A 24971-nucleotide genomic window follows, 5' to 3' on the forward strand; every position below is an offset into this window, starting at 1 on the left:
CATGCAAAACGATTTCACAGATCCGGCAGGAAGAAGCGCGTCGGCGCAGACACCGTCCTCATCCCCAGGTTTCGGTTCTTCGCCGGGGACGCGCACGTCCATTTCCGATCTGGAAGCGAAGGTGAGCGAAGATGTTTCCGCCGCCAAGGAAACAATCAAGGAAGGCGCCGACACTGCCGTCGAGAAGGCCAAGGAAGTCATTTCCGAACGCACCAGCTTCGCTGCTCGCCAGGTCGGCGGCGTTGCAACGGCACTTGAGAAAGCGGGCGCCGAAATGGAAAGCTCCGGTCAGGCAGAGGTCGGACGATACGCCAAGCAAATCGGGCGGAGCGTGCGCACTGTCGCTCGGCGGATGGAAGGCAAGGACATCGGCGAAATCGCCACCATGGCAGAGGATTTCGGGCGCAAGCAACCGCTCGCCTTTCTCGGGATAGCCGCACTAGCCGGCCTGGCGGCAAGCCGCTTCCTGACAGCCTCCGCGAAAAGGCAAACAGCTGCCGCGCCGCGTGAGCCATCGATTGGCCTCCGCCCCGGCACCGCAACGACCGGAGGCGAAAACAATGGCTAAATCGTCAGAAAACACCCCCCTCTCCGAGCTCGTCAGTGGCCTCGTTGGTGATGTCACCGGCCTGCTTCGCAAGGAAATCGATCTTGCCAAGACGGAAGCTTCGGAAAAACTTTCGCAGGCGCTCAGCGGCGTGGAGATTCTCCTGTTCGGCTTGGTCCTGGCAATCGGGGCGGTCGGCGTGCTGCTGAGTGCCCTTGTCGGCGGTCTCGCGGCCTTCCTCGTGACACAGGGATTTACCGAAACCACTGCCAGTGCGCTCGCCTCGCTGATCATCGGCATCATCATCGCCGGCATCGCGTGGGCATTGGTCTCCCGGGGCCTCGCCGCACTTCGCGGCAACAACTTGACACTGGATCGAACTGCAACCTCGCTTCGCCGCGACGTTGATGTTGTGAAGGACAAAATCTGATGGAAAATTCAATGGAGAAAACATCGGCCGAGCTTCAGCGGGAGATCGACCAGGACCGCCGCCGGATAGGAGACCGGATTGACGCGATCCAGGAACGGATGTCGCCGGGCCAGCTCATCGACGAGGTCATCGCATACGCCAAGGGAAGCGGCGGCGCAGAGTATGTCAGCAATCTTGGCCACGCGCTCAAGGCGAACCCTCTGCCGGTCGCGCTGATGGGCGTGAGCCTCGCCTGGCTGATGGCAAAAGGCAGTCCGTCGTCAGGCGACATAACGACCTGGAGGGAGGATCCTGAATATCCGCTTTATCCGGCGACCGGCCAGGTCCGCAGGATTGGTCCGCCGGCAATGGAAAACGGAGCGCGCTACAGCCATTTTGCCGACGAATCGGGCAAGAGGTTGAAGGCATTGACAGACGAAACAGGAGGTCGTGCCGGCCATTTCATGGACGAGGCGGGCAAGACCTATCGTGGCTTCGCCGACGCCAGCGGAAAACAGATCAGCCAGATCACCGACGAGACTGGTGCAATGCTCGACGCGGCAACCGGCTGGGCGGCGGAGAAATGGGAGCAGGCGAAAAGCGCCGCGAGCGAGCTCAGCGCCCGTGCCTCCGGCGCGGCGAGTTCGCTGTCGAGCCGATCCACTTCGGCGGCGACCAGTCTTCAGGAGCAAACGAGCAAACTCAATGAGGCGATCCTCACCCATTTCCGCGACCAGCCGCTAGTCGGCGGTGCTCTGGCTTTCGCGGTCGGTGCAGCGATCGGCGCGGCGCTGCCCCATACCGACACCGAGGATGAGTTGGTCGGCGAAGCCGCAGATAGCACTAGAGACAGCCTCAGCCGTCAGGCCCAGGACGCCGTCGCTCAGGGTAAAGAGGTAGCGTCGGAAGTCTATCACAAGGCCGTGGACGTGGCCTCCGATACTCATGATGCCGTCACGGAACGCGTGGTGGATGAAGCTGAAGCTTTCATAGATCGCAAGGATGGCCTCGGTGGAAGCGATCGGCGGTAGAGGATCCGACCCGGTCGGCCAGGAAAGGTTCCACGCGGAAAGAGGCGCTGTCTGACTGATCCGCTTTCCCGTCTCAGATCGCCGTCTGCATGAGGTATGACGATTTTTCGACGGGAAGCCGCGCGACGATTTTCATCACGTGCGTGGGAGCGACATTGGGAACAGAGCTTACTCGTCCGTCTTTGTAGCGGACCCGCAAGAGGCAGGTTTGGCTGTCGTAATCAAGTTCGGCGATCGTCTTTGAATGCACCGGGAATAGCATCTTCAGCTGCCTCCTTATGCAGCATGATCAAGATCAAAAACAGGCCGACCGGCGCCCACCCTGGAGGGGCAATGCTTGGTCGGCCCTCACCATTGCGGCGGCCGGCGGTGTTGTCCGAAACGCGTCCCGACACACATTCTGTTTCAGCCAAAATCTTGCTGGCGAAATCTCAGCAGAATCTAACCAGAGCCGGCGTCGAAATCGCGTGAAATCGGCGTGACACACGCTCCGCGGACATAGTGGCGCGAGGACACTAGAATAAGATGTAAGTGGCCGTATGGAACCCCGGTGTGAGTGAAATGGTCCGCGGCACGCGTATCGGATGCCGGCCAAAAGTTCGCCGCGCCCTCGCGAAGGTCCGTCGATGATGTTTTAAATTACATGTTATCAGTCGCTTGCGCCATCAGCGGTGGAACTTTTGCCGGCCTGCCAGGTTTGCTGCCCATGTTGAAAAAGCAGCCCATCAGGCCCAGACTCGGGACGATCAGCGTCATCGATGACCATCAGGTTCATGTCCTTGAAAGCGGCTCACCAAACGGAAGCCCGGTTGTTGTTCTGCATGGCTGCGGCAGTCTGGCGGAAGAGGTGCTGCTTCCTCTCGAAAACAGCCAGCAGCGACTGATTGCCATCGATCGTCCTGGTTACGGTTGGAGTTCCTCGCTTCTGCCGCAGGAACGGGGTCCACTCGGGCAATCTTTCTGGCTTGAGCGCTTTCTCGATACCTCGGGGCTAGGCCCTGTCACGATCGTCGGCCATTCGATCGGCAGTGCCCCGGCCCTTCATCTGGCTGCCCGCAGAGCTGAGCTCGTAAAGGCACTCCTGTTGATCTCGCCCTGCTGCAGCCCCGTTCCCCCGAAGCCTTTGATCCTGCTGCGCACCGCCGTCGCGCCGGTGATAGGGCCGCTGATCCGCCGACACATCATGTCTCGCTGGGCCTCTCTCTTTCTCCGGCACGGGCTTCGGTCATCATCATTCCCCAATGCACTGCCGTCCCACCTGAACATGCTGCCTGCGGACCATATGATCCGGCCCACCGCGATTGAAACCATGGCTGACGAGCTGCGCGCTTTCAACCGAGACATGGCTCTGCTGCCCGGCCTGCCTGAGCAGGTTCCCATCCATGTGCTCTTCGGGTCGCAAGACCCGGTCGTCGATCCGAGTTTGCACATCGACTGGCTCCGGCAGAGGCATCCCCGCCTTCTCGTGAAACGCCTGGAGGGCGTCGGCCATATGCCGCATCACGTCGCCCCGGCCGTGGCATTGCGGATGCTGAACGCGATGATCGAGGAGCGTTCCGCCTTGCCGACCGTCAAGCCTGGACTGTTGACGGATGTAGCATGAGCCCCGCGCGGTCTGCCGCAGTTGCACCGCAGGCGCGGGAGGCGGCAGGCGCCCTGGGCGGCAGCAGGGCATTGCGATCAATGTGTCCTGTAAGCAAAGCCCGAACGGGGAGCATTGACTCCCGCCCACGACCCGATGATCGTTGGCTGATGACCGCTCCGCACTTTCATACCCGTCTCTCGCTCGGCAAGGATCTGGAGAAGCTCGGACTCCGCGCTGGCGACATGGTCATGGTGCATGCCGCCATCAGCAGCCTCGGGCGGTTGCTCAACGGTCCCGACATGTTCATCGATGCGCTGCGCGACGTCGTCGGCCGTTCCGGCACCATCGTCGCCTACACGGACTGGAACGGCGCCTATGACGAACTGCTCGACGAGGACGGCCGTGTTCCTTTCGAATGGCGCGACCATATCGCGCCTTTCGATCCCATGACCTCCCGGGCGATCCGCGACAATGGCATATTCCCGGAATTCCTTCGAACGACGGCAGGGGCGCGGCGCAGCGGCAATCCCGGCGCCTCGGTCGCGGCGATCGGCGCCAGAGCCGACTGGCTGACCGCCGACCACCCGCTCGATTACGGCTATGGCGAGGGCTCTCCGCTCGCCAAACTCGTGGTGGCCGGCGGCAAGGTCCTCATGGCCGGAGCCCCGCTCGATACGATGACCCTTCTCCACCACGCCGAGCACTTGGCTGAAATCCCGAACAAGCGCCTGCGCCGCTATGAAGTGCCCTTTGCCACGCCGGCCGGCGTGGTGTGGCGCATGCTCGAGGAATTCGACACCGGCGACCCGGTCGTGCCCGGGCTCGAAAGCGATTGCTTCGCCCGGATCGTCAGTGCCTTTCTCGCCGGCGGGCAGGGCGCACAGGGCCTGATTGGAGACGCGCCATCGGTGCTGGTCGATGCGGCTTCGATCTGCAGCTTCGCTGTCGCCTGGCTGGAGCATCACGCCTGAGCACGTTGAGCGGCTCCGCGTTGCGGTGGCAGGCTCCAGCTTTCTCCCCTGCGCCGGCTCCTCCAGCCTCACGGAACAAAATGCCGATGGCGATGTTGGTATGGCGATAAGCAACAAGGCCATGGGAGGAATCCATGCATAAGTCTCTTCAGTTCGTGTTGATCGGCCTGGCCTCCATGAGCGGCCTGACGATCGCACCAACGATTGCGGCCGCGCAGGATATGGAGCTGCGCATCGGCCCCGGAGGCGTCGGCGTCTACGACAGGGATCGCGATTACGACCGCTACGACCGCCGGGGGCCGCGCCGCTGCGATCCCGACGATGCGCTCGACATCGCCCGCAGCGAAGGCCTTCGCCGGGCCCGTATCGTCCGCATGTCGCCGCGCAGCATCGTCGTCGAGGGGATGACGCGCCGCGGGCCGGACCGCATGGTTTTCGCCAACCGGCGCGGTTGCCCGGAAATCTGACCGTACCTTCAGACAGTCGAACAGTGCCACCGGCTCGGGCCGTTCTGCCCGCCGGTGGGGAGCTTTCTACGATTGTGAACATTGCGCCCATTCAGCACTCCGGCCGGCGTGAACCCCCGGAGCACCACAGGAGGATTTCATCATGATGAGCGGTCAAATGAAGGCGCTTCTCGCCGTTCTTGCCGTTGCCGGTTACCAGAACAGGGACAAGATCCGGGAGCTCCTGCGGGGCCTCCAGAACCCGCAGCAGGCAGGCGCCGGAGGCCAGCCGTCAGGCGGGCTCGGCGGCATTCTCGGCGGACTGGCCGGCTCCGGCGGTCTCGGTGGCCTTCTCGGCGGCTTGAGCTCCGGCAGCATCGTCAGCGGCGGTATCGGCGACCTCCTGAAAACCTTTCAGCAGAACGGCCAGGGCGACAAGATGGAGTCCTGGGTGCGCCGCGGGCAAAATGCCGCCATCAATGACGGCGAACTTGCCACAGCCCTCGGCCCGGATGTCCTGGACGAGATCGCCAGGAATACCGGCCTCTCGCATCAGGAGATTCTCGGCCGGCTGAGCCGCGATCTTCCGAAAGCCGTCGACGATCTGACGCCGGAGGGGAAAGTGCCGAGCCCCGAAGAGGCGTTTTCATCGTCGGCCAGCCAGGCGGCGCCGTCAGGGGGGCCGAGCAGCGTTTAGTCCTGGTGCAAACGCACCGTCGCAATGTTTGCCGGGAGATCATCGGGGCTTTAGTTCGCCAGGTACTTTCGAAGAAAGGCGTAAACGCTGCGCATGGACTTCGCCGCAGCGTCGGGGTCGTATTTTTCGATATGACCCAGCAGCCTCCTTCCCACCATGAACTCCGGCGCATCGAAATTGTGATAGACGCCCTTGTAGATGTTGAGCTCGACGGGCGGGGCATTGTCGCTGAGGCGGGCAAGCCGCTTCTGGCACCGTTCAGCCCGGCTCCAATTGTCTCGTTCGCCGGTCATGATCAAGGTCGGCACCGTCGGATCGCCCCGATCTGCGTCACAGGCGGGATAATAGGCAATTGCCGCCCTGAACTTGCGCTCCATCAGCTGCTCGTATCCTTCGATTTTCGTCGCATCCAATGTCGTGGTGCCGCCGGCGGCGAAACCCATCAAGGCGACGCGCTGCGCGTCGACAAAGCCTAATTTCGACAGGAAATCCAAAGCGCCATAGGCATCGAAGGCGCGGGCAGGAAGATGGCTCCGACACGTGTCGGCAAGGTTGCGGGTGGTGAAGCTGTCGACAACAAGCACGACATAACCCCATCTGACCAGCCGTTTGGGCCAAAGCTCCCTGACGCTCGAACGCAGGTGATCGCATCCATGCATGACGACGATTGCCGGGAAAGGGCCGTCGCCTTCGGGGCGGAACAAAAATCCGAGCAGCGGCGTGCCTTGCGGCTGAGGCAGAATTTCCCCCAATTCCCGGGCTTTGCGGATGCGAAACGGACTGAGCTTTACCGGCACGCTTTCGAACCGCACCAGTTCCTCGGCCTTGGCCGCGGCCTCAGGCACGGCGAAGGCGAAGGCGACAAGGCAAAGCAAAAGTCTTGCGGTTTTCACAGGCTCCTCCACCCGTGTGATCGACAGTCTGCTGCCACTATAATCCTCGATCCCCATGGATGGTATTGCTTGCCGTCCGAGGATCCACGCTGGCTTTGCTGGGCGGGCATGGATCCCAGGCTCAAGGCCTGGGATGACGGAGTGTGGGGGTAGCGTTTTGCCGAACCTGCCGGAGCAGCGCGTGGATTCTGCCGTCTACCTGGGCGAGAAGGCTCGATTTACATTGGCGTGAGACCGGCGATCAGCGCTTGATCACCCCCTGGCGGATCATTTAAGACTGCCGTAATTCCAAGCTGCGAATGTTGAATCCAGAGGTGATGTCGACGATGAAGTCGGGTCGTCCTTCGATCGAATCGTCACCCGCCCAGGCCTGCGGGTGAGCCACTGCCACCGGATTTGCCACAGAGCTCACCCCTTCCGTCATCCCAGGGCTTGACCCGAGGATCCACGTCGGCCTCCATCAGAACCGGGCATGGATCCTCGGCACAAGGCCGAGGATGACGGAGGGTGGGGTGGCGTTTTGCCAAACCTGTCGGAGGAGAGCCTGGAATTGGGGTCCACCGTGGTCGAGAAGGCTCGATTTCACCCTGGCGCGAGACCGACAATCAGCGCTTGATCACCCCCCGGCAGATCATTTATCACTACCGCAAATCCAAGCTGCGAAATTTGAATCGAGAGGTGATGTCGACGCTCAGGTCGGCGCCGACTCGGTCTCGCGCCTCCTCAGATCATCGTTGATCCCGCCATATTTGTCCGTCTCAGCCCCTGATGTTCGATCACATCGGGACCGAGCCGCGTCGGCATGGACATCCGCCCCTCACAAGGAGAACTGCAATGGACGCCTCGATTGCGCCGGCCTCGCGGGCCGCGGTGGTGACGCCGAACGATAGCGCCATTGTCGGCGCCCGCGCGCTTTATATCGGCACGGCCGGCGATGTGGCAATTGCGCCGCGGCGCGACGTGGATCCTGTTATCTTCAAGAGCGTTCCGGCCGGGACGATCCTGCCCGTTCATGCCGCGATCGTGGCGCTGACCGGGACGACGGCGTCGAATATCGTCGCATTGTTCTGAGCGTTCAGACGCCGACCGATGGGCAGACCGACCAAGTTCAGCCAGGCGCTGGCCGAGAAGATCTGCGATCGCATTGCCGACCGCGAAAGCCTGCGCTCGATTTGCCGGGATGAGGACATGCCGTCGAAATCGACGGTGCTGTCCTGGCTGGCGGACGAGGAGAAGGCGGCGTTCCGCGCGCGATATGCGCTGGCCCGCGAGATCATGGCCGACAGCTTCGTCGACGAGCTGGTCGAGATCGCCGACGACCGCAGCGACGACTGGGTCGAAAAGAAGAATGCGGCCGGCGAGACCACCGGCTGGCAGGAAAATGGCGAGGCGATCAGGCGTTCGCAGCTGCGCATCGCCACCCGCCAATGGGTCGCCGAAAAGCTGCGGCCGAAGAAATATGGCACCAAGGTCGAGCCCGAACAGAGCGTGACCGGCGAAGTCTCGCAATTGCTGGAGGTCGTCAATGGCAGGACGCGCGGACTTCCAAACGGCGGTTGACCGGTTTTCCGACTGGCGCTGGCGGCTGAACAATCTCTACTGGATCACCGACAAGGCGGGCAGGCGCGTCAGGTTCGAGATGAACATGATGCAGATGAGCCTTTTCGAGGAGATGCATTATCTCAACGTGCTCCTGAAGGCCCGCCAGCTGGGGCTGACGACCTTCATCCAGATCTTCATGCTCGACGCCTGCGTCTTCAACCGCGATATCCGAGCCGGCACCATCGCCCATACGCTCGGCGACGTGCAGACGATTTTTCGGGACAAGATCAAATATCCCTATGACAATCTGCCCGAGGGCATCCGCAACGCCGTGCCTGTCGTCAGGACCAACCAGAGCGAATTGCTGCTCGCCAACAATTCGAGCATCCGCGTCGGCACGTCGCTGCGCTCGGGCACACTACAATATCTGCATATCTCCGAATACGGAAAGCTCTGCGCCAAATATCCCGACAAGGCGCGGGAAGTCAGAACCGGCGCCCTGAATACGGTGCAGGCGGGCCAGCTGGTCTTCGTCGAAAGCACGGCGGAAGGCCAGGAGGGGCATTTCTATTCGCTCTGCGAGGACGCGCAGGTCAAGCAGCGCCAGGCGCTCGCGCTGACCGAGCTCGACTTCAAGTTCCACTTCTTTCCCTGGTGGAAGGAGCCGCAATATTCGATCGCGCCCGAGGGCGTCATCATCAGCGATGCATTCGTCAAATATTTCCGTGAGCTCGCCGAGCAGGGGATCGCGCTGACGGAAGGGCAGAAGGCCTGGTATGTCAAGAAGGCCGAGGTCCAGCTGGGCGACATGAAGCGCGAATATCCCTCGACGCCGGCCGAAGCTTTTGAGGCGAGCGTCGAAGGCGCTTATTATGCCGATCAGATGGCGATCGCCGACGCCGAGGAGCGCATCGGCGTGTTCCCGCATGTGGAGGGCTACCCCGTCCACACCATCTCCGATATCGGCATGGACGATGCCAACAGTGTCTGGCTCTTTCAGGTGCTGCCCGGTCGCGTCAGGATGATCGGCTATTTCGAGCATACCGGCACCGGCATGGACGGGATGCTCGACGAGCTGGAGCGCCGGGCCGCCGGACATGGTTATGTCTACGGCGTCCACAACATGCCGCACGACATCAAGGTGCGGGAATGGACGCGCGGCGGCATGACCCGCATCGAAATCATGCTGAAAGAGGTCAAGGCGCGCGGCCTCGGCACGGTGCGCAAGGTCGAGCGCGCCTATGTCCATGACCGCATCAACGGCACGCGGCGCATATTGGCCAAGGTCGAGTTCGACCAGGCCGGCTGCGCCCAAGGCATCAAATGCCTGCGCAACTACCGCAAGGACTGGGACGAGGATCTCGGCGTCTTCCGCGACGAGCCGCTGCACAACTGGGCCTCGCACGGCGCCGATGCTTTCGGCGGTCTCGCCATCATCTTCACCGGCCTGGCGCCCGAACCGCTGAAGCGCGAGCGTAAGCCGCCGCCGACCTTCCAGACGATGACATTCAACGAATTTGCCGAGTCCACCCCGACCTTTAGCGAGCGTGTTTGATGGAAGACGAGATAACGGCTTTTGAGGGCGGAGAGCGCTGGGATCCGGCAAAGGTCGGCGCCCATTGGCAGCAGGAGCTCGAACGCGCCCAGCGCTATTTCAAGTCCTGGCATGACCGCTGCGCCAAGATCGAGAAGATCTATCTCGACCAGCAACCAGATCAGACGAGCGCCGCCAAGCGCCGCTTTCCGATGCTCTGGGCCAATACCGCGGTGCTGCAGCCGGCCGTCTATGCCCGGATGCCGCAGCCGGTCGTCGAGCGCCGCTTCAAGGATGCCGAGCCGGTGGCGCGCATCGCTTCGGAAATCGTCGAGCGCAATCTCGCTTACACAGGCGACGAGGCCGACCTCGATTCGATCATGCGGGCGGTACGCGACGATTTCCTGCTCTGCGCCCGCGGCACGGTGTGGCTGCGCTACGAGGCCGATTTCGAGCCGCTCGACATGGGCGTGGCGCCCTCGGACCCGCCGGCGGATGGCCTGTCCGGCGAGATGGGCGGTCCCTCGATGGAGGCGATCGCCGACGAGCGCGTCTGCATCGATTATGTCCATTGGTCGGATTTCCTGCACTCGCCGGCCCGCCGCTGGAAGGACGTGACCTGGGTGGCCCGGCGCGTGCCCATGGCCGACGAGGAGATGGAAAAACGCTTCGGCCGTGAGGCGATGGCCTCCGGGGCGGCGCAGGCGGCAGCGGGCGGCAAGGGCGCCAGCCAGGCCGAGCGCGCCGAAAACGAGGGCAAGACCCATGTCTGGGAAATCTGGTGCAAGAGCGAGAACTATACCGTCTGGATTGCCGACGGCTCGCCGGTGGCGCTCGAAGTTTCCGAGCCGCCGCTCGAGCTGACGCATTTCTGGCCTTGCCCGCGCCCGGCTTATGGCACGGTCTCGACCAGCTCGCTGATCCCGGTTCCGGATTACGTCTATTACCAGCAGCAATGCGACGAGATCGATCTTCTGACCAAACGCATCAACAAGCTGACCGATCAGCTGCGGCTGAAAGTGTTCTATCCCTCCGGCGACGGCGCGATCTCGCCGGCGATCGAGAAGGCGATGCGGCCTGAAAACGACATGGTGATGGTGCCGATCCCGGAATGGGCGGCGTTCACCGACAAGGGCGGCTCGAAAGCGGTCGTGACATTGCCGATCGACGAGGTGCAGAAGGTGATCGTCGCCTGCATGGCGGCGCGCAAGCAGCTGATCGAGGATGTCTACCAGATCACCGGCATCTCCGACATCGTCCGCGGCGATACCCAGGCGTCCGAGACGGCGACGGCACAGCGGATCAAGAGCCAGTGGGGCTCGATCCGCATCCGCGACCGCCAGGCCGAGCTTGCCCGCTTTGCCCGCGACATCATCCGCCTCGCCGGCGAAATCATCTGCGACCAGTTCCAGCCGGAAACGCTGATGCTGGTGAGCGGCATCAAGCTGCCGACGATGGCTGAGAAGCAGCAGGTCGAGATGCAGATGCAGCAGATGCAGATGGCGGCGCAGCAGACGGCGATGCGAGCCGAGCAGATGGGACGGCCGGCCCAATCGCCCCCCAAAATGGCGTCCCCCGAAATGGCGCCGCCCGAATTGCCGCCGCAGCTGCAGCAGATGATGGGGCAGCCGACGATCGACGAGGTGGTGCAGCTGCTGCGCAATGACAGCATTCGCGGTTTCCAGATCGAGATCGAGACGGATTCGACGATCGAGCCGGACGAAAATGCCGAAAAGCAGCGCCGAATGGAATTCGTCCAGATGGTCGGCGGCTTCATGCAGCAGGCCGGCGCGATGGCGCAGCAGAGCCCGCTGCTGGTGCCGGTCATGGTCGAAACACTGCTCTTTGCCGCCCGCGGCTTCCGCGCCGGCCGCCAGCTCGAAGGCATGCTGGAGCAGGTGGGCGCGCAGCTCTCCGGGGCAGCCAGCGCGCCGAAACCGGAGCCGCAGCCTTCGCCCGCCGAGATGCTCAAGCTGAAGACCGCTGAAGTGAAAGCGGGCGCCGAACAGCGGAAAGCCGAGCTTGGCGTCGCGCAAGCCGAGTTCGAGCATCGCGCCGCCGTCGAGCAGGCACGCAGCGAGGCGGCGGCGCAGGCGGTCGAACAGATGCGCGCGAGCTATCAGTAAGCCCGGGAGCAACAGCATGAGAGAACGTTATTGCCGCGTCTGCGGCGGCTGGCATCAGCTCGACACGTGGCCGCACAATTGCATGCCGGTGAAAAACCTCGCCCAGTCGGATCTGCCCGCGCCGCATTTCGTCAGCGACAGCATCGAGATCCAGTCGATGCACGACGGCCGGCATTACACCTCGAAAGCCAAGCTGCGTTCCGCCTACCGGGCGGCCGGCCTGGTCGAGATCGGCAATGAGGAGCCGCAGCCGATCGAAAAACCCAAAGCGGACCGGAAGGCGATCCGCAACGAGTTGCGGCGGGTCTACGCCGAATACAACGCCTAATGCATGTCGCCCGGAAGTGTGCAGCGGTTCCGGGATAACGACATGCATAAAAGCTCTAACGGGCATCAATCCCCGAAATAGGAATTTTCCCAATGGATATGGACGACTTCAACGAGGCCGGCAGCGGCAGCGGCGATTTTGGCGCATCGACCGACAAGCCGGCGAGCATCCGCGACAGCCTGCAGGCGGCGATCGACACCGTCGAAGCACAGGGACCGGACGATCTAGCGGTCCGGCCGCGCGACGGCGAAAACGGCCGCTTCATCGCCAAAGGCCAGGAGCAGGCCGCTGCCGCGGCCGAGCGACAGCAGACGCCGCAGGCTGAGAGCCGGGGGCAGGGTGGCGAGCAGCCCGCCGCCATCGGCAACCGGGTTCCGCCCGGCTGGTCGGCGGAGGCCAAGGCGCAGTTTTCAAGCCTGCCTGGCGAAGTGCAGGCGGCGATCGCCAAGCGGGAACAGGAGGTCGATCGCGGCTTCCGCGTGCTGCAGGATTACAAAGGCCTTGAGGAGTTCACTCCGATCGTCCGCCAGGCCGGCTTGACCCATGCCGATGTCATGCGCCGGGCGATCGAATGGGAAAACGCGCTGATCCGCGATCCCGTCAACACCGTCCTGCACGTCGCCAAGGTGGCCGGCGTCAATCTTCACGCCCTGGTCAACGGGCAGACGGGGGAGGCCCTGCAGCGCCAGCACGCAGGGCGTGAGCTCCAGCGCCAGACCGGGCCCATCAATGTCGAGGCCACGGTCGAACATGTTTTGAGGAAGAGAGACACCGAAACTCAAGTCGATGCCTTTCTTTCCGATCCGGCCAATGCGCATGCCGAAGACGTTCTCGACGACATGGTTGCCCTCATCAATGCGGGGCGGGCGTCGACACTTCAGGACGCCTACGACGCCGCATGCTGGATGCGACCGGACATTCGCCAGCAGTTGATCAGCCAGACTGCACCGGCCTTGGTCCGAGAACAGCATGCCCAGAGGGCCGCAGCGGCAGATCAAGCCCGCCGCGCCTCGCGATCTATCTCTGGTTCTTCCGCCCCGGGCCCGACCCGCGATGCGGCAAGAGGCCAGCCTACCTCCATCCGCGACTCGCTGCGCGACGCCATGCGTTTTTCGCGCGGCCAAGTCTGATCAAAGGCCAAGTCTGATCAAAGGAATGATCGATGCCCATCTCGCCCAACCTCTCTGAAATTGTCACCACGACGCTGCGCAACCGCAGCGGCACGGTCGCCGACGACGTGACGAAGAACAACGGTCTTCTCACCCGTCTGAACAGCCGCGGCCGCAAGAAGCCCGTCTCCGGCGGCCGCACCATCGTCCAGGAACTGCAGTACCAGGAGAACAGCACCTTCAAGCGCTATTCCGGCTACGACATCCTGAACGTCCAGCCCTCCGACGTCATCACCGCCGCCGAATACGACCTGAAGCAGGCTGCGGTCGCCGTCTCGATGTCCGGTCTCGAACAGCTGCAGAATTCCGGCGAGGATGCGATCCTCGACCTGCTCGAGCAGCGCATCGAGAATGCCGAAACCACTTTGAAAAACAACATCGCGCTCGACTGCTATTCCGACGGCACGGCCGATGGCGGCCGGCAGATCGGCGGCCTGCAGCTGTTGATCTCGACCTCGCCGACCTCGGGCACGGTCGGCGGCATCTCGCGCGCCACCTGGGGTTTCTGGCGCAACCAGAAATTCTCCGCCTCGGCCGATGGCGGTGCGGCCGCCACCAATGCCAACATCCAGAGCTACATGAACCGGCTCTATATGTCCTGCGTGCGCGGCTCCGACGCCCCCGATCTCGTCGTCGCCGACAACAACTTCTTCCGCCTCTACTGGGAATCGCTGCAGGCGATCCAGCGCATCACCTCGGCCGACAAGGGCATGGCCGGCTTCCAGTCGCTGCAGTACATGGGCGCCGACGTCATCTTCGACGGCGGCTTCGGCGGCGGCGCGCCTTCCAACCAGATGTTCTTCCTCAACACCAAATACCTGTTCTACCGCCCGCACCGCGACCGCGACATGGCCCCGATCGGCGACGAACGCATGAACACCAACCAGGATGCCTTCGTGCAGCTGATGGGCTTCGCCGGCAACCTCACCATGAACAACGCCTTCCTGCAGGGCGTGTTGTTCGCCTGATCGAACGAAAGGAAGAACTCCAATGACCATCGCAATTTCGCAGACCGATCGTCTTGGCGCGAACCCGTTCGTCGTCGAAGGCCCGATCGTTTCCGGCTCCGGTATTCCCGGGCCGAACTTTGCCCTCGGCGCCGTCGCCGGCGGCGATCGTGAATCCGAATGGGTCTATTGCCAGCTGGTGCTGGCCGCGCAGACGACCCTTCAGCCCGGTCAGTGGTTCCAGTGGACCAGGGATTATGTCGCTTCGCTGCTGACCACGGCGGGCGCCGTCGTCGGCCAGCGCTGCGGCGTCTTTTCCGGTGCCGCCCAGCCGCCGACGCTGACCGGCGGCCCGGTTGGCGCCGTGACCCTGGCCGCCGGCACCTATTACCTCTGGCTGCAGCGCAACGGCCAGGCGCCGGCTCAGGTGGCGAGTGCAACGGCGGCTCTCGTCGTTGCCGAAACCACCACCACCGCAGGCCAGGCGAGCGCGCCTGCCTCGGCAACGGTCGGCACCAAGGCGATCGCCAATGTCAACTTTGCCGCCGCCAACCAGACGTTTACGGCAACGACGGTCAACGGCTCCAGCCTGCTGACGGGTCTCGCCGGCCTGAATGCCGGTTCCGGCCCGTTCATCGGCGCGGCCGTCGCCGGCACGGGGATTGCGGGCGGCACGACGATTGCGGGCATCACCTACAGCCCGAACGGCGTCATCCAGAGCATCACGCTCTCGGCAAATGCCACGGCCAATGGCACTGCTATCACCATCACGGCGACGGGCGTGCTGGAGGCGACGCTGATGCGGCCGTTCCTGTCGAAGGTGAACTAAGCAATCGGCGGGTGTTTCGGCGCCCGTTCAACTGACAAGGCCCGCAAACTTCTCTTGCGTCATGCTCGGGCTTGTCCCGAGCATCTGCTGCCGTTCGATGCGTAGCAGATCCTCGGCACAAGGCCGAGGATGACGAGAGGAGATGTTTCCCCCGCCCATCCCATCTCCCCGCCATCAACAGCGAGACCAGCACATGCCCGACAACACCGGAATCTATGCCTCCTTCAGCCTCGAGCCGGTCGAACAGACCTTTCTGACCGAGAAGGAAGGCCGGCCGATTTTTGCCGACAAGGAATTCGTCCGCATCTTCATCGCAGGCGACAAGCACACCGAGGTCTATCGCGAGGTGACCGACAACGACAGGCTGCGCTTTGCCGACGCCTATAAGCGCTTCAAGGAGGGTGCTGCTGCCCGCGAGCAGCTGACCGGCACGCCGCTGGCACAATGGCCCTATCTCAAGCCCAGCCAGATCAAGGAGCTGGAGGCGGTCAATATCTATACCGTCGAGCAGCTCGCAGCACTTTCGGACACCGCCAAGCAGAAGATCGGCATGGGCGCCAACGAGCTGACCGCCGCCGCCCGTGCCTATCTCGCCACCGCCGAAAACTCCAGCGCCGCTTCTGCCTTCGCCGCCGAAAACGAGCGGCTGAAGGACGAGGTGAGCCGCCTGCAGGCGCAGATGAAGGAGATGGCCGCCCGCTTCGAGGCGCTCGAAAGCGAAACGGGCAAGAGCCGCAGCCGGCAAGTAGCCTAAAGAAGACCTGGCGCAAGCGGCTCCCTCATCCGCCCTACGGGCACGGACCGGGGTTGAGCCATGGGTCTCAACCCGTCCTTCGGACCCCCGCTGGGGAGAAGAGGGAATCGAGACCTCGCGGCATCCCCCCTTCTCCCCTCGGGGAGAAGGTGCCCGTAGGGCGTATGAGGGGGCCACACGGCACAACCCTCACGTAAATTCACCTTCCGCAGCCAACCGCGCTGAACCGGAGACCCCGCATGTCGCTCCTGACCATCATTCAGAACGTCTGCGCGGAGATCGACCTCGATCCGCCGACGGCCGTCATGTCCTCGGCGGATCCGCAGATCATGCAGCTGCGCATCCTCTCCACCCGCGCTGGCCGCGATCTGATGCGGGCGCATGACTGGTCGGCGCTGATGGTGCGGCGGCAATTCGAGGCGACCGGCGCCAATCCGGAGCCGGACGAGCCGCCCGGCGCCTGGGACCGTTTCGTCGCCAATGCGCGGATCTGGAACGTCTCGCGCCTCTGGGCGCTCAACGGTCCGGTGGAGCCGCAGAGCTGGCAGCGCCAGACCATCCTCAACGCCAATCCGGTGCCGCAGATCTGGCGCATGGCCGGCGGCAGGCTCGACATCTACCCGAATGTTGCCGGCGAGACGATGGAATATGCCTATATCTCCGGCTTCTGGGTGGCGCTGAACGGCGGCCCGAACACCGCCGGCAACTGGGCCAACGACACCGATACCGCGCATTTTCCCGAAGAGCTGCTCGAGCTGTCGCTGATCTGGCGCTGGAAGCGGGCCAAGGGCCTCGACTATGGCGAGGAGCTCGCCAGCTTCGAACGAACCAAGGAAGCCGCCATCTGCGCCGACCGCGCCGCAAGCCCCGTCGACCTCGCGCTGCCGTCGCGGGGGCAGACGCCCGAAAATTATTGGCCCGGCACGATCACGGTACAAAATCCATGACCCGCAGACCTGTCCCCCCGAACGGGCGCACCCGCCGCGTTTCACCAGGCAAAGACTGGATCGCGCCGATCGGCGGCTGGCGGACCGATGTCGAGATGGCCGATATGCCTGAAGATGCGGCCTTCCAGCTCGACAATTTCTTTCCCGAGGCAAACCGCGTGCGCGCCCGCTACGGCTTCCTCGCCTTTTCAACCGGTCTCGGCGCCGATGTGCAGACGGTCATTCCCTATTCCGGCGTCAGCAACCGGCTGTTTGCCGCCGCCGGCGACAAGATCTTCGACGTCACGGTGGGCGGTGCGGCGGGCGCGCCGGTCGTCTCGGGCCTCGCCAGCGCCCATTGGTCGGTCCAGCAATATACCAATCCGGCCGGCCAGGAATTCCTGCGCCTCGTCAACGGCCTCGATACGCCGCTGATCTTCAACGGCACCTCCTGGACGAATAATTTCCTGGTGGGCACGGCAGCACTCGCCACCCAGAATGTCGCCGTGCGCAACACGGCCTATACGCTGAGCTTCTTCGGCACCGGCTCAGTCACGCTTTCCGGCGCCTTCTCGGGCAGCTTGAACGGCACAGGCGCCGGCAACCGCGTGTCGCTCTCCTTCACGCCGGCGGCCGGCACGCTTGTCGTCACCGTGACGGGAACGGTCACCAATGCGCAGCTCGAAAAGGGGCGCGGTCGCCACGCCCTATGTCGCCTCGACGATGATTACAGGCATACCGGACGCCTCGCTGCTTGCCGCCGTTACCGCCTATCGCTCGCGCCTGTGGTTCATCGAGAAGAACTCAACCAATGTCTGGTATCTCGCCACCGACGCCGTCAGCGGTGCGGCGACGGTGCTGCCGGTCGGCGGCAACATGAAATATGGCGGCACGCTTGTTGCGATCAACGTGTGGACGATCCCGGTGTCCACCGGCCTGCAGCAGTGCCTGGTGCTGATCTCCTCGGAGGGCGAGGTGATCGTCTTCCAGGGATCCGACCCTTCGAGTGCGGCGAATTGGGGCCTGATCGGCACCTTCAAACTCGGCCGGCCACTCGGCAGCGACCGCTGCCTGCTCTCGGTCGGCGCCGATCTGGCGATCATGACGACCGACGGCATCGTGCCGATCACCAAGGCCGTGCAGCTCGATCGCGGCGCCACCAGCCTCGGGGCGATCACCGCGAGAATCGGCCCGACCTGGCGCGAGACGGTGGCCGCAACCGGCACGACCTCGCAGGAATGGCAGCTTGCGAGCTTTCCGGCGCGGCAGATGGCGATCGTCAACCTGCCGTCCTCCTTCGGCCCCTATCAATATGTGATGAACACCGAGACCGGCGCCTGGTGCCGCTTCGTCGGCATGCCGGCCTCCTGCTGGGCGACCTGGCAGGACCGGCTGTTCTTCGGTGCGGCCGATGGCACGCTCTATGAGGCGGAGGTGGGGGCAAACGACAATGGCGCGGCGATCGATGCGCTGATGGTCGGCGCCTGGAGCCGATATGGCGACGGGCTCTCGACCAAGCTCTCGAAGCTGATCGGCGTGACGGCGCAGATCGGCGTTTCCACACTGATGTATGGCGGCATTTCGGTCGACTACCAAACCAAGGTGCCGACAGCGCTGCTGTCGTCGGTCGAGAATAATGCGGCGGCGAAATGGGGAACGGCGGTCTGGGGTGTCGCGAAATTCCCCGGCATTTCGCTGGTGCGCAAATTCGCCTCCGCCGGCGGCGCCGGTTCGGCCTTGGCGCCGACGATCCGGGCACTGATCTCGGGCTCGTCGGGCTCCGTCTCGGAAGCCGCCGTCGTCGGCGGCTCGGTGCTTTACGAGCGGGGCGCGCCGATTTGATCGTCAGCGAACCGCGCGAGGAGATCGCCGCCTGGGTGGGCGCCAGGATCGGCGTCACGTTTCACCCGCCCTACACCACGCTTGCCCATGTCGATCGCGGCCGGACCATCGCCGGCTTCGTCTTCAACGTCTGGACCGGGCACGATGTCGAGATCTCGCTTGCCGCCGACCGGCTGTCGCTGACGCTGCTGCGGGCGGTGTTCGACTATGTCACCCGCCAGCTCGGCTGCCGCCGCGCCACCTGCCGCACCCGCGCCGACAACAGCAACGCCCAGACGCTGCTCGCCAGGCTCGGTGCGCAGCCGGAAGGCCGCCAGCGCGGCTATTTCGGCGATTGCGACGGCCTGCTTTACGGAATCATCAAAGAGGATTTTCCCTATGGTCTCCACGCCAAAGCCCCCGAAGGCGCCTGATCCGACCCAGACCGCAGCGGCGCAGACGGCCACCAATGTCGACACCGCCATCGCCAATGCGGGCCTCAGCCACACCAACCAGTACACGCCGGATGGTTCGCTGGAATACAAGGTCACCGGCTATCAGACAATGACCGACCAGAACGGCAAGACCTATAAGCTGCCGACCTATTCCGCCTATCAGACCTATTCGCCCGAGAATCAGGCGATCTACGATCAGACCCAGCAGACGCAGCTCGGCCTTGCCAGGCTCGCCAACGACCAGACCGCCAAGGTCTCCGGCATCCTCGGCAGCAATGTCGATCTCAGCGCCGGCAATGTCGACAAATATGTCAATGATCACTGGCAATCCGGCTTCAACAACCAGTGGGACCGCGACCAGGCGAGCCTCGAGCAGAGCCTGGCCGACAAGGGCATCGCGATCGGCTCGGCGGCTTACGACAACGCCATGCGCGATTTTACCACCCGCAAGCAGGCCGCCTCCGACCAATATCTCGGCGACATGCATTCGAATGCGCAAAACTCGATCCTGACCGAGCGCAACCAGCCGCTGAACGAGATCTCGGCGCTGATGTCGGGCTCGCAGGTGCATCAGCCGAACTACGTCAACACGCCGACGACGCAGCTTCCGACCGTCGACCAGGCCGGGCTGATCAACGAGAACTTCAATCAGAAGATGGGCATCTACAACCAGCAGCTCGCACAATCGAACGCCGCCATGGGCGGCCTCTTCGGCCTCGGCGGAACACTCCTTGGCGGCTGGGCGAAATCCGACCGGCGGCTGAAGCAAGACATCAAACGCGTCGGCACGCTGGAGAACGGCCTGCCGGTTTACGCCTTCCGCTACAAGGAGGGCGGCCCGATGCAGCTCGGCCTGATGTCCGACGATGTGCGAGAAATCCACCCGGACGCGGTGTTCGAACATGCGGACGGCTTCGACCGCGTCGACAACGAAAGGGCAGTGGCATGAGGGGTTTCCTCTTCGGCGGCGATACCGGCAAGACACAAAATGAGATCAGCGACGAGCGCAAGCGGCTGGCCTATGCCGTGCTGCAGCAGGGCATGGAGACGAGCCCGGTGCAATCGCCGTGGCAAGGGGCGGCGCGTCTCGTCCAGGCCGTGATGGGCGGGCTGGCGCTCAGGCAGGAGGATAAGGAGCAGCGTGCGGGTGCGGCTGAAGCTCCCCCACCGATCATCTCCTCCGACGAAGCATTCGATCGCAATGACAAGCTCAACCCGGCCGATGCCACTCCCGTAGCGTCAGGACAAGCGAAAGCGGTCACTCCACCGGTCGCTGCCTCGGTCGTTCCGGGACAACGGGCTACCCCTGTCGCCCTTGCTGAAACCACGCCTTCGAGCATGCGCAAAACACCGAACGGCACCTTGTGGAGCATTGAACAGTAATGGCGACAATCCAGGTTAATGGCCAGAAATTGACCGTCGACGACAGCTTTTTGAGCCTCTCTCCGGACGACCAGAGTCTTCTGGTTGATGAGCTATCGCGGAGTCTCCCTCAGCCCACAGATAGCGCCCCTCCACCTGTAGATAAGAGTCATATCGGACAACTTTGGCCGATCAGCCGGGACCGCGACGGGAACAGATATTTCGATAGCGCCGCCGGCATTCTGGGGATGGCAAAACCCGCCTTCATGCTTCCGGGTGACGTCTACAGCGGCAAGGTACAGATGTTTGGCCCAGATGGGAGGCCGACCATGGAGGGCATTGGCCGCTCGTTGGAATTTGCGTCGATCTTCACACCGGCAACGCCGGGGCTTCGCTCAGGAGAGGCGATCGTCCCAGGCGTGAGCAAGAACTTGCGAAAGCCAGATAAGCTGGAGCCGCCATCCGGCGACGCTCTCTATGCCGAAGCAAATCGCAACTTCGAGACGATGCGTAACAGTCGTGTTGATTACTCAGCCGATGCCGTAAAAACAATGGCAGAGGCAGCCAAAACGAAGCTCGAAAAAGAGGGTTTCGACGCAGACATCGCCGGGAAGACTCATAAAATTCTCGCCAAGCTCTCCACTCCTCCGGAAGACAGCTTCGCGAGCATCGAGGGATTGGACGCAGCCCGCAAGACGTTCGAAAAAATAGTCCAAAACGTCAAAGATCCGAACGATCAAGCTGCAGCGTCGCGAGTTATTCGAGAATTGGACGAGTTCATTGAGGCTGCCGATCCGGCGACGGTCGTTGCCGGAAAGGCCACTGACGCGGCCGACGCCCTTAAGGCCGCAAGCGGCAATTCCGCAGCCGCAAAGCGTTCCGATATCCTGAACGGGACTGATAGATCTCCAGATTCCCGCGCTGTACGGCATAATTCGGCCGAGAACGGTGCCGATGCGATTCGTCAACGTGTTGCCTCGACGCTTCTGCAGGACCAGGAGATGTTCGGCTTTTCTCCCGAAGAATTGGCAGCGCTCAAGACCATTGCCGAGGGAAGCGCGGCCCAGAACGTCACGCGTCGGATAGGAAAATTTCTGGAGGGCGGAAGCGGTATGGCCAGGATGCTGGGCGCGGCGGCCGGCGGCGCCGCGGCAGCGGTGGCGAGCAAGACTGGCGGCGCCGGAGCCACCGCCAGCGGCGCGGCTGTGGGTGCTTTGGTCCCGACGGTCCTGGGCCAGGGCAGTAATGAACTGTCGAATATCCTGACATGGCGGGCGTTGTCTGCCGCTGATCGAATGGTTCGGCAGCGTTCCCCGCTTTACGAGGCCACGCTGAATGCGGCGCCGAAGGAAGTCGTCCGCCAACCGAAGGCGGAGGCACTCGTAAGAGCTTTATTGCTTTCTCAGCAGCCGCAGCAGCAAAATGGCGGGGGTGGGTGGTGATGGGGCTATCCCCGCATATCTTCCCACAAAATGGCAACCCCCAATGCCATCACGCTTATCGGCATGGCCCAAATAATCATTTTGACCGGTTGGCTGGCATGCAGGAACATGTAACCGCCGACTGATGCACCGCCAATCGCCATCATCGTCCCCAGTGTCATCGATATGAATTTCCTCATCAAAAATCTTTCCTGAGCGCTTGGGAGCCTGTGGAGTTCATAATGGCAGCCACCCGCAGGCGATCTGCATTGGGATGGCCATCGGCAGCAATGTTGCGAGCGTCACCATCAAACCAAGTGCGCCGCCCAAGAGTCAATTGCCGGGGGCCTTTTTGTTTGGAGATTATCAGCGACAGGTCATCGACCCCGCGCCCTGAATGCGCTGACCACCGACTTCGGAATCGAAATTACCAACTTGCTGCCGCGCGACGGCTCGGCACGGAATAAACAGGCCACCTCGAAATAAGAGACTTGTTAGTACTTTAAATTGAGATCACGCAGAGGTAAAACTATTGGTGGCGGGGCGCCCGTTAGTGCTGTAGACGGTCAGTTCATCTTCGACTGCCACTTGCCAATAGTCCACATGCAGGCCTCTATGCTCAAACTTCTCGTCAAAAAGGTTCTACCTGGTTCCGCAATTGCAGCCGTAAATCACTGGCGGACGCGTGAGAGGTCGTACAGATCATGGAGAAGAGCCGCGGCGGCAGCTCCCGCGTATGGAGATGAGCATCTCACAGCATTCCGGATAGAACGGTCGCGGCAATTGATTGGGAAGGAAGAGTCCTATGTCCAAACACCCGCGGAACTTCTGCCGGCCATGGATATCCCGTCCGGCCGATTCGTTGATTTCGGTGGATCCGCTGGTGAACTGTGCGCCGTTTTGCAAAAGCAGTTCCCCGCCTGGTCATTCACAGTGGTAGAGACAAAATCCGTGGCTGACGCCGCGCAGGCGTTAAGGCCGGCGATATCGTATTCCGACCAATTGCCGGCTGAGTTTGACGTATTCTACAGCAGCGGCACGCTTCAATACCTTGCTGATCCGGAACAATTGTGGCGGGAGGCTCTGAGCCGGACAACTCGTTACGCCTATCTGGCGCGGAATGCCTTCTCAAAAAAAAAGCGTTTCACCGTCCAGTCGTCCCGGCTTTTCGATAATGGCGCTGGCCCGGTTCCTGAAGGATTCGACAACATAGAGATACGTTATCCGCACCAGACCATTTCAGAAGCATTATTAAAGGGAATAGCCGACGAAATGGGCTTTGATCTCACTGCTCGCTTCGAAGGCCGCAACAGTGGCGTGATCGGTACCCGCGCGGATGTCTATGGAGCCGACCTCTTGTTCAAGAGACGACAGTCCCACGTTCAGAAAACAAGGCGGAAAACAGGGCGTCTCTTTCGAGCCGTCTTTTCCCGCGTTGCCTGACCTCAACAGCGGACAAACTCAAGTGCCCGTCTTAAGGGAGGACGCTGCGTTTCCATATCCGCGATCTTGAGGTGTCGGACCGGGGCAGTCGATCTCTCGACTTGGCTAATCAACCCGCGCCGCCCGTCACCAGGCATCGCTACACACGCCACAATGGCCTCGCAATCGCGGGGCCTTTTTCTTTGGAGATGATGAATGCCAAGAAATCCATCAACCGGCGTCTATTCGAAACCCGCCGGAACGACGCCTTCTGTCGGCCAGGTCATCGACCCGGCACCCTGGAACGCGCTGACTACCGACCTCGGCAACGAAATCACCAACTCGCTGCCGCGCGACGGCTCGGCGCCGATGACCGCGCCACTTAAAACGGCAAGCGGCACGGCTTCAGCGCCCGGCATCGGTTTCGCCACCAATCCCCAGACCGGCCTCTATCTGAAGGGCGGCGGGCTCTTAGGGTTCACGCAGAACGGCGTCGACGTCGGGTTCGACAAAGCGTCGGTTTATGCGGCGAAGTCAGGGGATTACACGGCGGTTGCGTCCGACGACAATGCGGTCCATCGCTTTACCCAGGCCGCGACGCTCACCCTCAGCGCAGCGGCAACGCTCGGCGCAAACTGGCACTATTCATCGTTGCCGATGGTGGGGACGTGACGATTGATCCCACGGGGTCGGAGACGATCGATGGCACGGCTACGCTTGTCCTCAAGGACGGCCATAGCGTCAACATCATATGTTCGGGCGCCGCCTTCTTTACCGACAAGGTCTATTCCAGGATTCAGAGTAAAGCCGACAGCTCGGCTGTCGGCGATTTCGTCGTCGGCCTCATCCTTTCCAACAACGGCGCCAACCCGAACACCCATATCGACTTTGCCTCCGGCTCGGCCCGGTCGGGTGCGAGTTTCGTGTCCAGCGCGGCGTCATTTGCCAAGAGGGTGACCGGAACATTTGCGGCCGGAACGGGCGCGGGCGGCCTCGATGCCGGCGCCGTCGCAGCAAATGCGACATACTTTGCCTACGCCTTGCGCAAGGATGCCGACCTGTCTTTCGACGTGGTTTTCTCGACCTCACCGATCATCGGCGGCATCACTACGACACTGCTTACCGGCTATACGATCGTGAAATGCATCGGCGTCGTGCTAACAGATGGAAGTTCGAGCATTCGGCCGTTTGTTCTGTATCCACGTGACGAATATACCTTTGTAACGCCGGTCAAGGATGCTGCCAATGCCGCTATCTCTACAACCTCGACATTCCTGGCACTGACAGTGCCAAATGGAGCGCGGGTGAAGGCAAAATTGAGATTCCAGTATACTTCCTCCGCCACGACGGCCGCCGCGCTTTTTTCAGATCCCTCACAGGGAATACTGGCTGCAAGCATCGGCAATGACGGCGGCAACGTCGGCTCTGTCCAGGTCGCCGGCAACTATGCCATCGGCTCAGCGGATATATGGACAAACACGAACAAGCAAATCCGCCAAGTCGCGGGCGCAGCCGGCAATATATGGATGTGGACCGATGGCTTCTATTTCCCGTGTGGGAGGGCTGCATAGTGCCTTTTGCAATTCCGGCTAACGCTTCGCAGGCCGATCCTCCGCGCTAGTGGTGTTATAAGTAGCCTAGCAGGACGCGAAACGCCGGATACCTTCGACTATAGCGGAACCTTCGTCAAGGATAGCCACATGATGGCGGCGGGGTTTGCGACATACGCTTCTCGGCGGCGCAGATCAGCGCATTT

25 protein-coding genes and 2 pseudogenes are annotated in these 24971 nt (G+C 62.5%); 24 read left to right on the plus strand and 3 right to left on the minus strand.

The window, feature by feature from the left end; translation table 11 throughout:
* Nucleotide 1: 1 nt before the first annotated feature.
* The 3 genes from RHE_RS05525 to RHE_RS05535 are packed head-to-tail and all read left to right on the plus strand — an operon-like array spanning nt 2 to nt 1987.
* Nucleotides 2-568, plus strand: coding sequence for a hypothetical protein (locus RHE_RS05525; RefSeq protein WP_011424425.1), 567 nt, complete (start codon nt 2-4; stop codon nt 566-568).
* Nucleotides 561-977, plus strand: coding sequence for a phage holin family protein (locus RHE_RS05530; RefSeq protein ID WP_011424426.1), 417 nt, complete (start codon nt 561-563; stop codon nt 975-977). The genes RHE_RS05525 and RHE_RS05530 overlap by 8 nt, the downstream gene beginning before the upstream one ends.
* Complete coding sequence (locus tag RHE_RS05535; protein WP_042118074.1) at nt 977-1987, plus strand: DUF3618 domain-containing protein; 1011 nt, start codon at nt 977-979, stop codon at nt 1985-1987. Before RHE_RS05530 ends, RHE_RS05535 begins: the two co-directional genes overlap by 1 nt.
* A gap of 73 nt (nt 1988-2060) precedes the next feature.
* Here RHE_RS05535 and RHE_RS05540 read toward each other — a convergent pair whose 3' ends face one another.
* Nucleotides 2061-2249 carry a hypothetical protein gene (locus tag RHE_RS05540; protein WP_042118077.1) on the minus strand — a complete coding sequence of 63 codons (189 nt, stop codon included), beginning with the start codon at nt 2247-2249 and terminating at the stop codon, nt 2061-2063.
* Nucleotides 2250-2693: 444 nt separating this feature from the next.
* Between RHE_RS05540 and RHE_RS05545 the strand changes: the two genes are divergently transcribed.
* The 4 genes from RHE_RS05545 to RHE_RS05560 all read left to right on the plus strand — a co-directional run bounded on the left by RHE_RS05545 (nt 2694) and on the right by RHE_RS05560 (nt 5686).
* On the plus strand, nt 2694-3590 hold the full coding sequence (locus RHE_RS05545) for an alpha/beta hydrolase (protein ID WP_042118079.1): 897 nt from the start codon (nt 2694-2696) through the stop codon (nt 3588-3590).
* 149 nt (nt 3591-3739) lie between these two features.
* On the plus strand, nt 3740-4543 hold the full coding sequence (aac(3), locus tag RHE_RS05550) for an aminoglycoside 3-N-acetyltransferase (protein ID WP_042118081.1): 804 nt from the start codon (nt 3740-3742) through the stop codon (nt 4541-4543).
* Nucleotides 4544-4677: 134 nt separating this feature from the next.
* The gene (locus RHE_RS05555; protein WP_011424430.1) at nt 4678-5010 is read left to right on the plus strand and encodes a hypothetical protein; all 333 of its coding nucleotides are present in this window, start codon (nt 4678-4680) and stop codon (nt 5008-5010) included.
* A gap of 142 nt (nt 5011-5152) precedes the next feature.
* Entirely contained in the window at nt 5153-5686 is a 534-nt protein-coding gene (locus RHE_RS05560; protein WP_011424431.1) for a YidB family protein, read from the plus strand.
* A 50-nt stretch (nt 5687-5736) separates the two neighbouring features.
* Here RHE_RS05560 and RHE_RS05565 read toward each other — a convergent pair whose 3' ends face one another.
* On the minus strand, nt 5737-6636 hold the full coding sequence (locus RHE_RS05565; RefSeq protein ID WP_011424432.1) for a dienelactone hydrolase family protein: 900 nt from the start codon (nt 6634-6636) through the stop codon (nt 5737-5739).
* A 777-nt stretch (nt 6637-7413) separates the two neighbouring features.
* Between RHE_RS05565 and RHE_RS05570 the strand changes: the two genes are divergently transcribed.
* The 15 genes and pseudogenes from RHE_RS05570 (at nt 7414) to RHE_RS05640 (ending at nt 21814) form a co-directional block, all read left to right on the plus strand.
* Complete coding sequence (locus RHE_RS05570; protein ID WP_004678143.1) at nt 7414-7650, plus strand: spike base protein, RCAP_Rcc01079 family; 237 nt, start codon at nt 7414-7416, stop codon at nt 7648-7650.
* Nucleotides 7651-7668: 18 nt separating this feature from the next.
* Nucleotides 7669-8139 (plus strand): terminase small subunit-like protein, encoded by a 471-nt coding sequence (locus RHE_RS05575; RefSeq protein WP_011424434.1) that lies wholly within the window; start codon nt 7669-7671, stop codon nt 8137-8139.
* The gene (locus RHE_RS05580; protein WP_011424435.1) at nt 8105-9676 is read left to right on the plus strand and encodes a hypothetical protein; all 1572 of its coding nucleotides are present in this window, start codon (nt 8105-8107) and stop codon (nt 9674-9676) included. The genes RHE_RS05575 and RHE_RS05580 overlap by 35 nt, the downstream gene beginning before the upstream one ends.
* Entirely contained in the window at nt 9676-11781 is a 2106-nt protein-coding gene (locus RHE_RS05585) for a hypothetical protein (RefSeq protein ID WP_011424436.1), read from the plus strand. The genes RHE_RS05580 and RHE_RS05585 overlap by 1 nt, the downstream gene beginning before the upstream one ends.
* Nucleotides 11782-11797: 16 nt before the next feature.
* Nucleotides 11798-12109, plus strand: coding sequence for a hypothetical protein (locus RHE_RS05590; protein ID WP_011424437.1), 312 nt, complete (start codon nt 11798-11800; stop codon nt 12107-12109).
* A 92-nt stretch (nt 12110-12201) separates the two neighbouring features.
* Entirely contained in the window at nt 12202-13239 is a 1038-nt protein-coding gene (locus RHE_RS05595; RefSeq protein WP_011424438.1) for a hypothetical protein, read from the plus strand.
* A 32-nt stretch (nt 13240-13271) separates the two neighbouring features.
* The gene (locus RHE_RS05600; RefSeq protein WP_011424439.1) at nt 13272-14246 is read left to right on the plus strand and encodes a phage major capsid protein; all 975 of its coding nucleotides are present in this window, start codon (nt 13272-13274) and stop codon (nt 14244-14246) included.
* A 22-nt stretch (nt 14247-14268) separates the two neighbouring features.
* Nucleotides 14269-15054, plus strand: a complete 786-nt coding sequence (locus RHE_RS05605; protein ID WP_011424440.1) for a hypothetical protein — start codon at nt 14269-14271, stop codon at nt 15052-15054.
* Nucleotides 15055-15247: 193 nt separating this feature from the next.
* Nucleotides 15248-15808, plus strand: a complete 561-nt coding sequence (locus RHE_RS05610) for a hypothetical protein (protein WP_042118085.1) — start codon at nt 15248-15250, stop codon at nt 15806-15808.
* A gap of 239 nt (nt 15809-16047) precedes the next feature.
* Complete coding sequence (locus RHE_RS05615; RefSeq protein WP_011424442.1) at nt 16048-16755, plus strand: phage adaptor protein; 708 nt, start codon at nt 16048-16050, stop codon at nt 16753-16755.
* Nucleotides 16752-18576 (plus strand): annotated as a pseudogene (locus RHE_RS05620) (hypothetical protein). The gene RHE_RS05615 and the pseudogene RHE_RS05620 overlap by 4 nt, the downstream one beginning before the upstream one ends.
* The gene (locus RHE_RS05625) at nt 18573-18989 is read left to right on the plus strand and encodes a GNAT family N-acetyltransferase (RefSeq protein ID WP_042118087.1); all 417 of its coding nucleotides are present in this window, start codon (nt 18573-18575) and stop codon (nt 18987-18989) included. The pseudogene RHE_RS05620 and the gene RHE_RS05625 overlap by 4 nt, the downstream one beginning before the upstream one ends.
* Nucleotides 18955-19959 (plus strand): tail fiber domain-containing protein, encoded by a 1005-nt coding sequence (locus RHE_RS05630; RefSeq protein WP_011424444.1) that lies wholly within the window; start codon nt 18955-18957, stop codon nt 19957-19959. The genes RHE_RS05625 and RHE_RS05630 overlap by 35 nt, the downstream gene beginning before the upstream one ends.
* Nucleotides 19956-20393 carry a hypothetical protein gene (locus tag RHE_RS34235; RefSeq protein WP_244425770.1) on the plus strand — a complete coding sequence of 146 codons (438 nt, stop codon included), beginning with the start codon at nt 19956-19958 and terminating at the stop codon, nt 20391-20393. Before RHE_RS05630 ends, RHE_RS34235 begins: the two co-directional genes overlap by 4 nt.
* The gene (locus RHE_RS05640) at nt 20393-21814 is read left to right on the plus strand and encodes a DUF885 domain-containing protein (protein WP_011424445.1); all 1422 of its coding nucleotides are present in this window, start codon (nt 20393-20395) and stop codon (nt 21812-21814) included. The genes RHE_RS34235 and RHE_RS05640 overlap by 1 nt, the downstream gene beginning before the upstream one ends.
* A gap of 5 nt (nt 21815-21819) precedes the next feature.
* Here RHE_RS05640 and RHE_RS33410 read toward each other — a convergent pair whose 3' ends face one another.
* On the minus strand, nt 21820-21975 hold the full coding sequence (locus RHE_RS33410; RefSeq protein WP_166486883.1) for a hypothetical protein: 156 nt from the start codon (nt 21973-21975) through the stop codon (nt 21820-21822).
* Between the two features lie 655 nt (nt 21976-22630).
* On the opposite strand from RHE_RS33410, the gene RHE_RS05645 reads away from it, so the two are divergent.
* Both RHE_RS05645 and RHE_RS05650 read left to right on the plus strand, forming a co-directional pair.
* Nucleotides 22631-23236 carry a class I SAM-dependent methyltransferase gene (locus tag RHE_RS05645; protein ID WP_244425771.1) on the plus strand — a complete coding sequence of 202 codons (606 nt, stop codon included), beginning with the start codon at nt 22631-22633 and terminating at the stop codon, nt 23234-23236.
* A 195-nt stretch (nt 23237-23431) separates the two neighbouring features.
* A pseudogene (locus RHE_RS05650) lies at nt 23432-24786 on the plus strand (hypothetical protein).
* The last annotated feature ends 185 nt before the right edge of the window (nt 24787-24971 follow it).

The organism is Rhizobium etli CFN 42, from assembly GCF_000092045.1.
Taxonomy (GTDB): Bacteria; Pseudomonadota; Alphaproteobacteria; order Rhizobiales; family Rhizobiaceae; genus Rhizobium; species Rhizobium etli.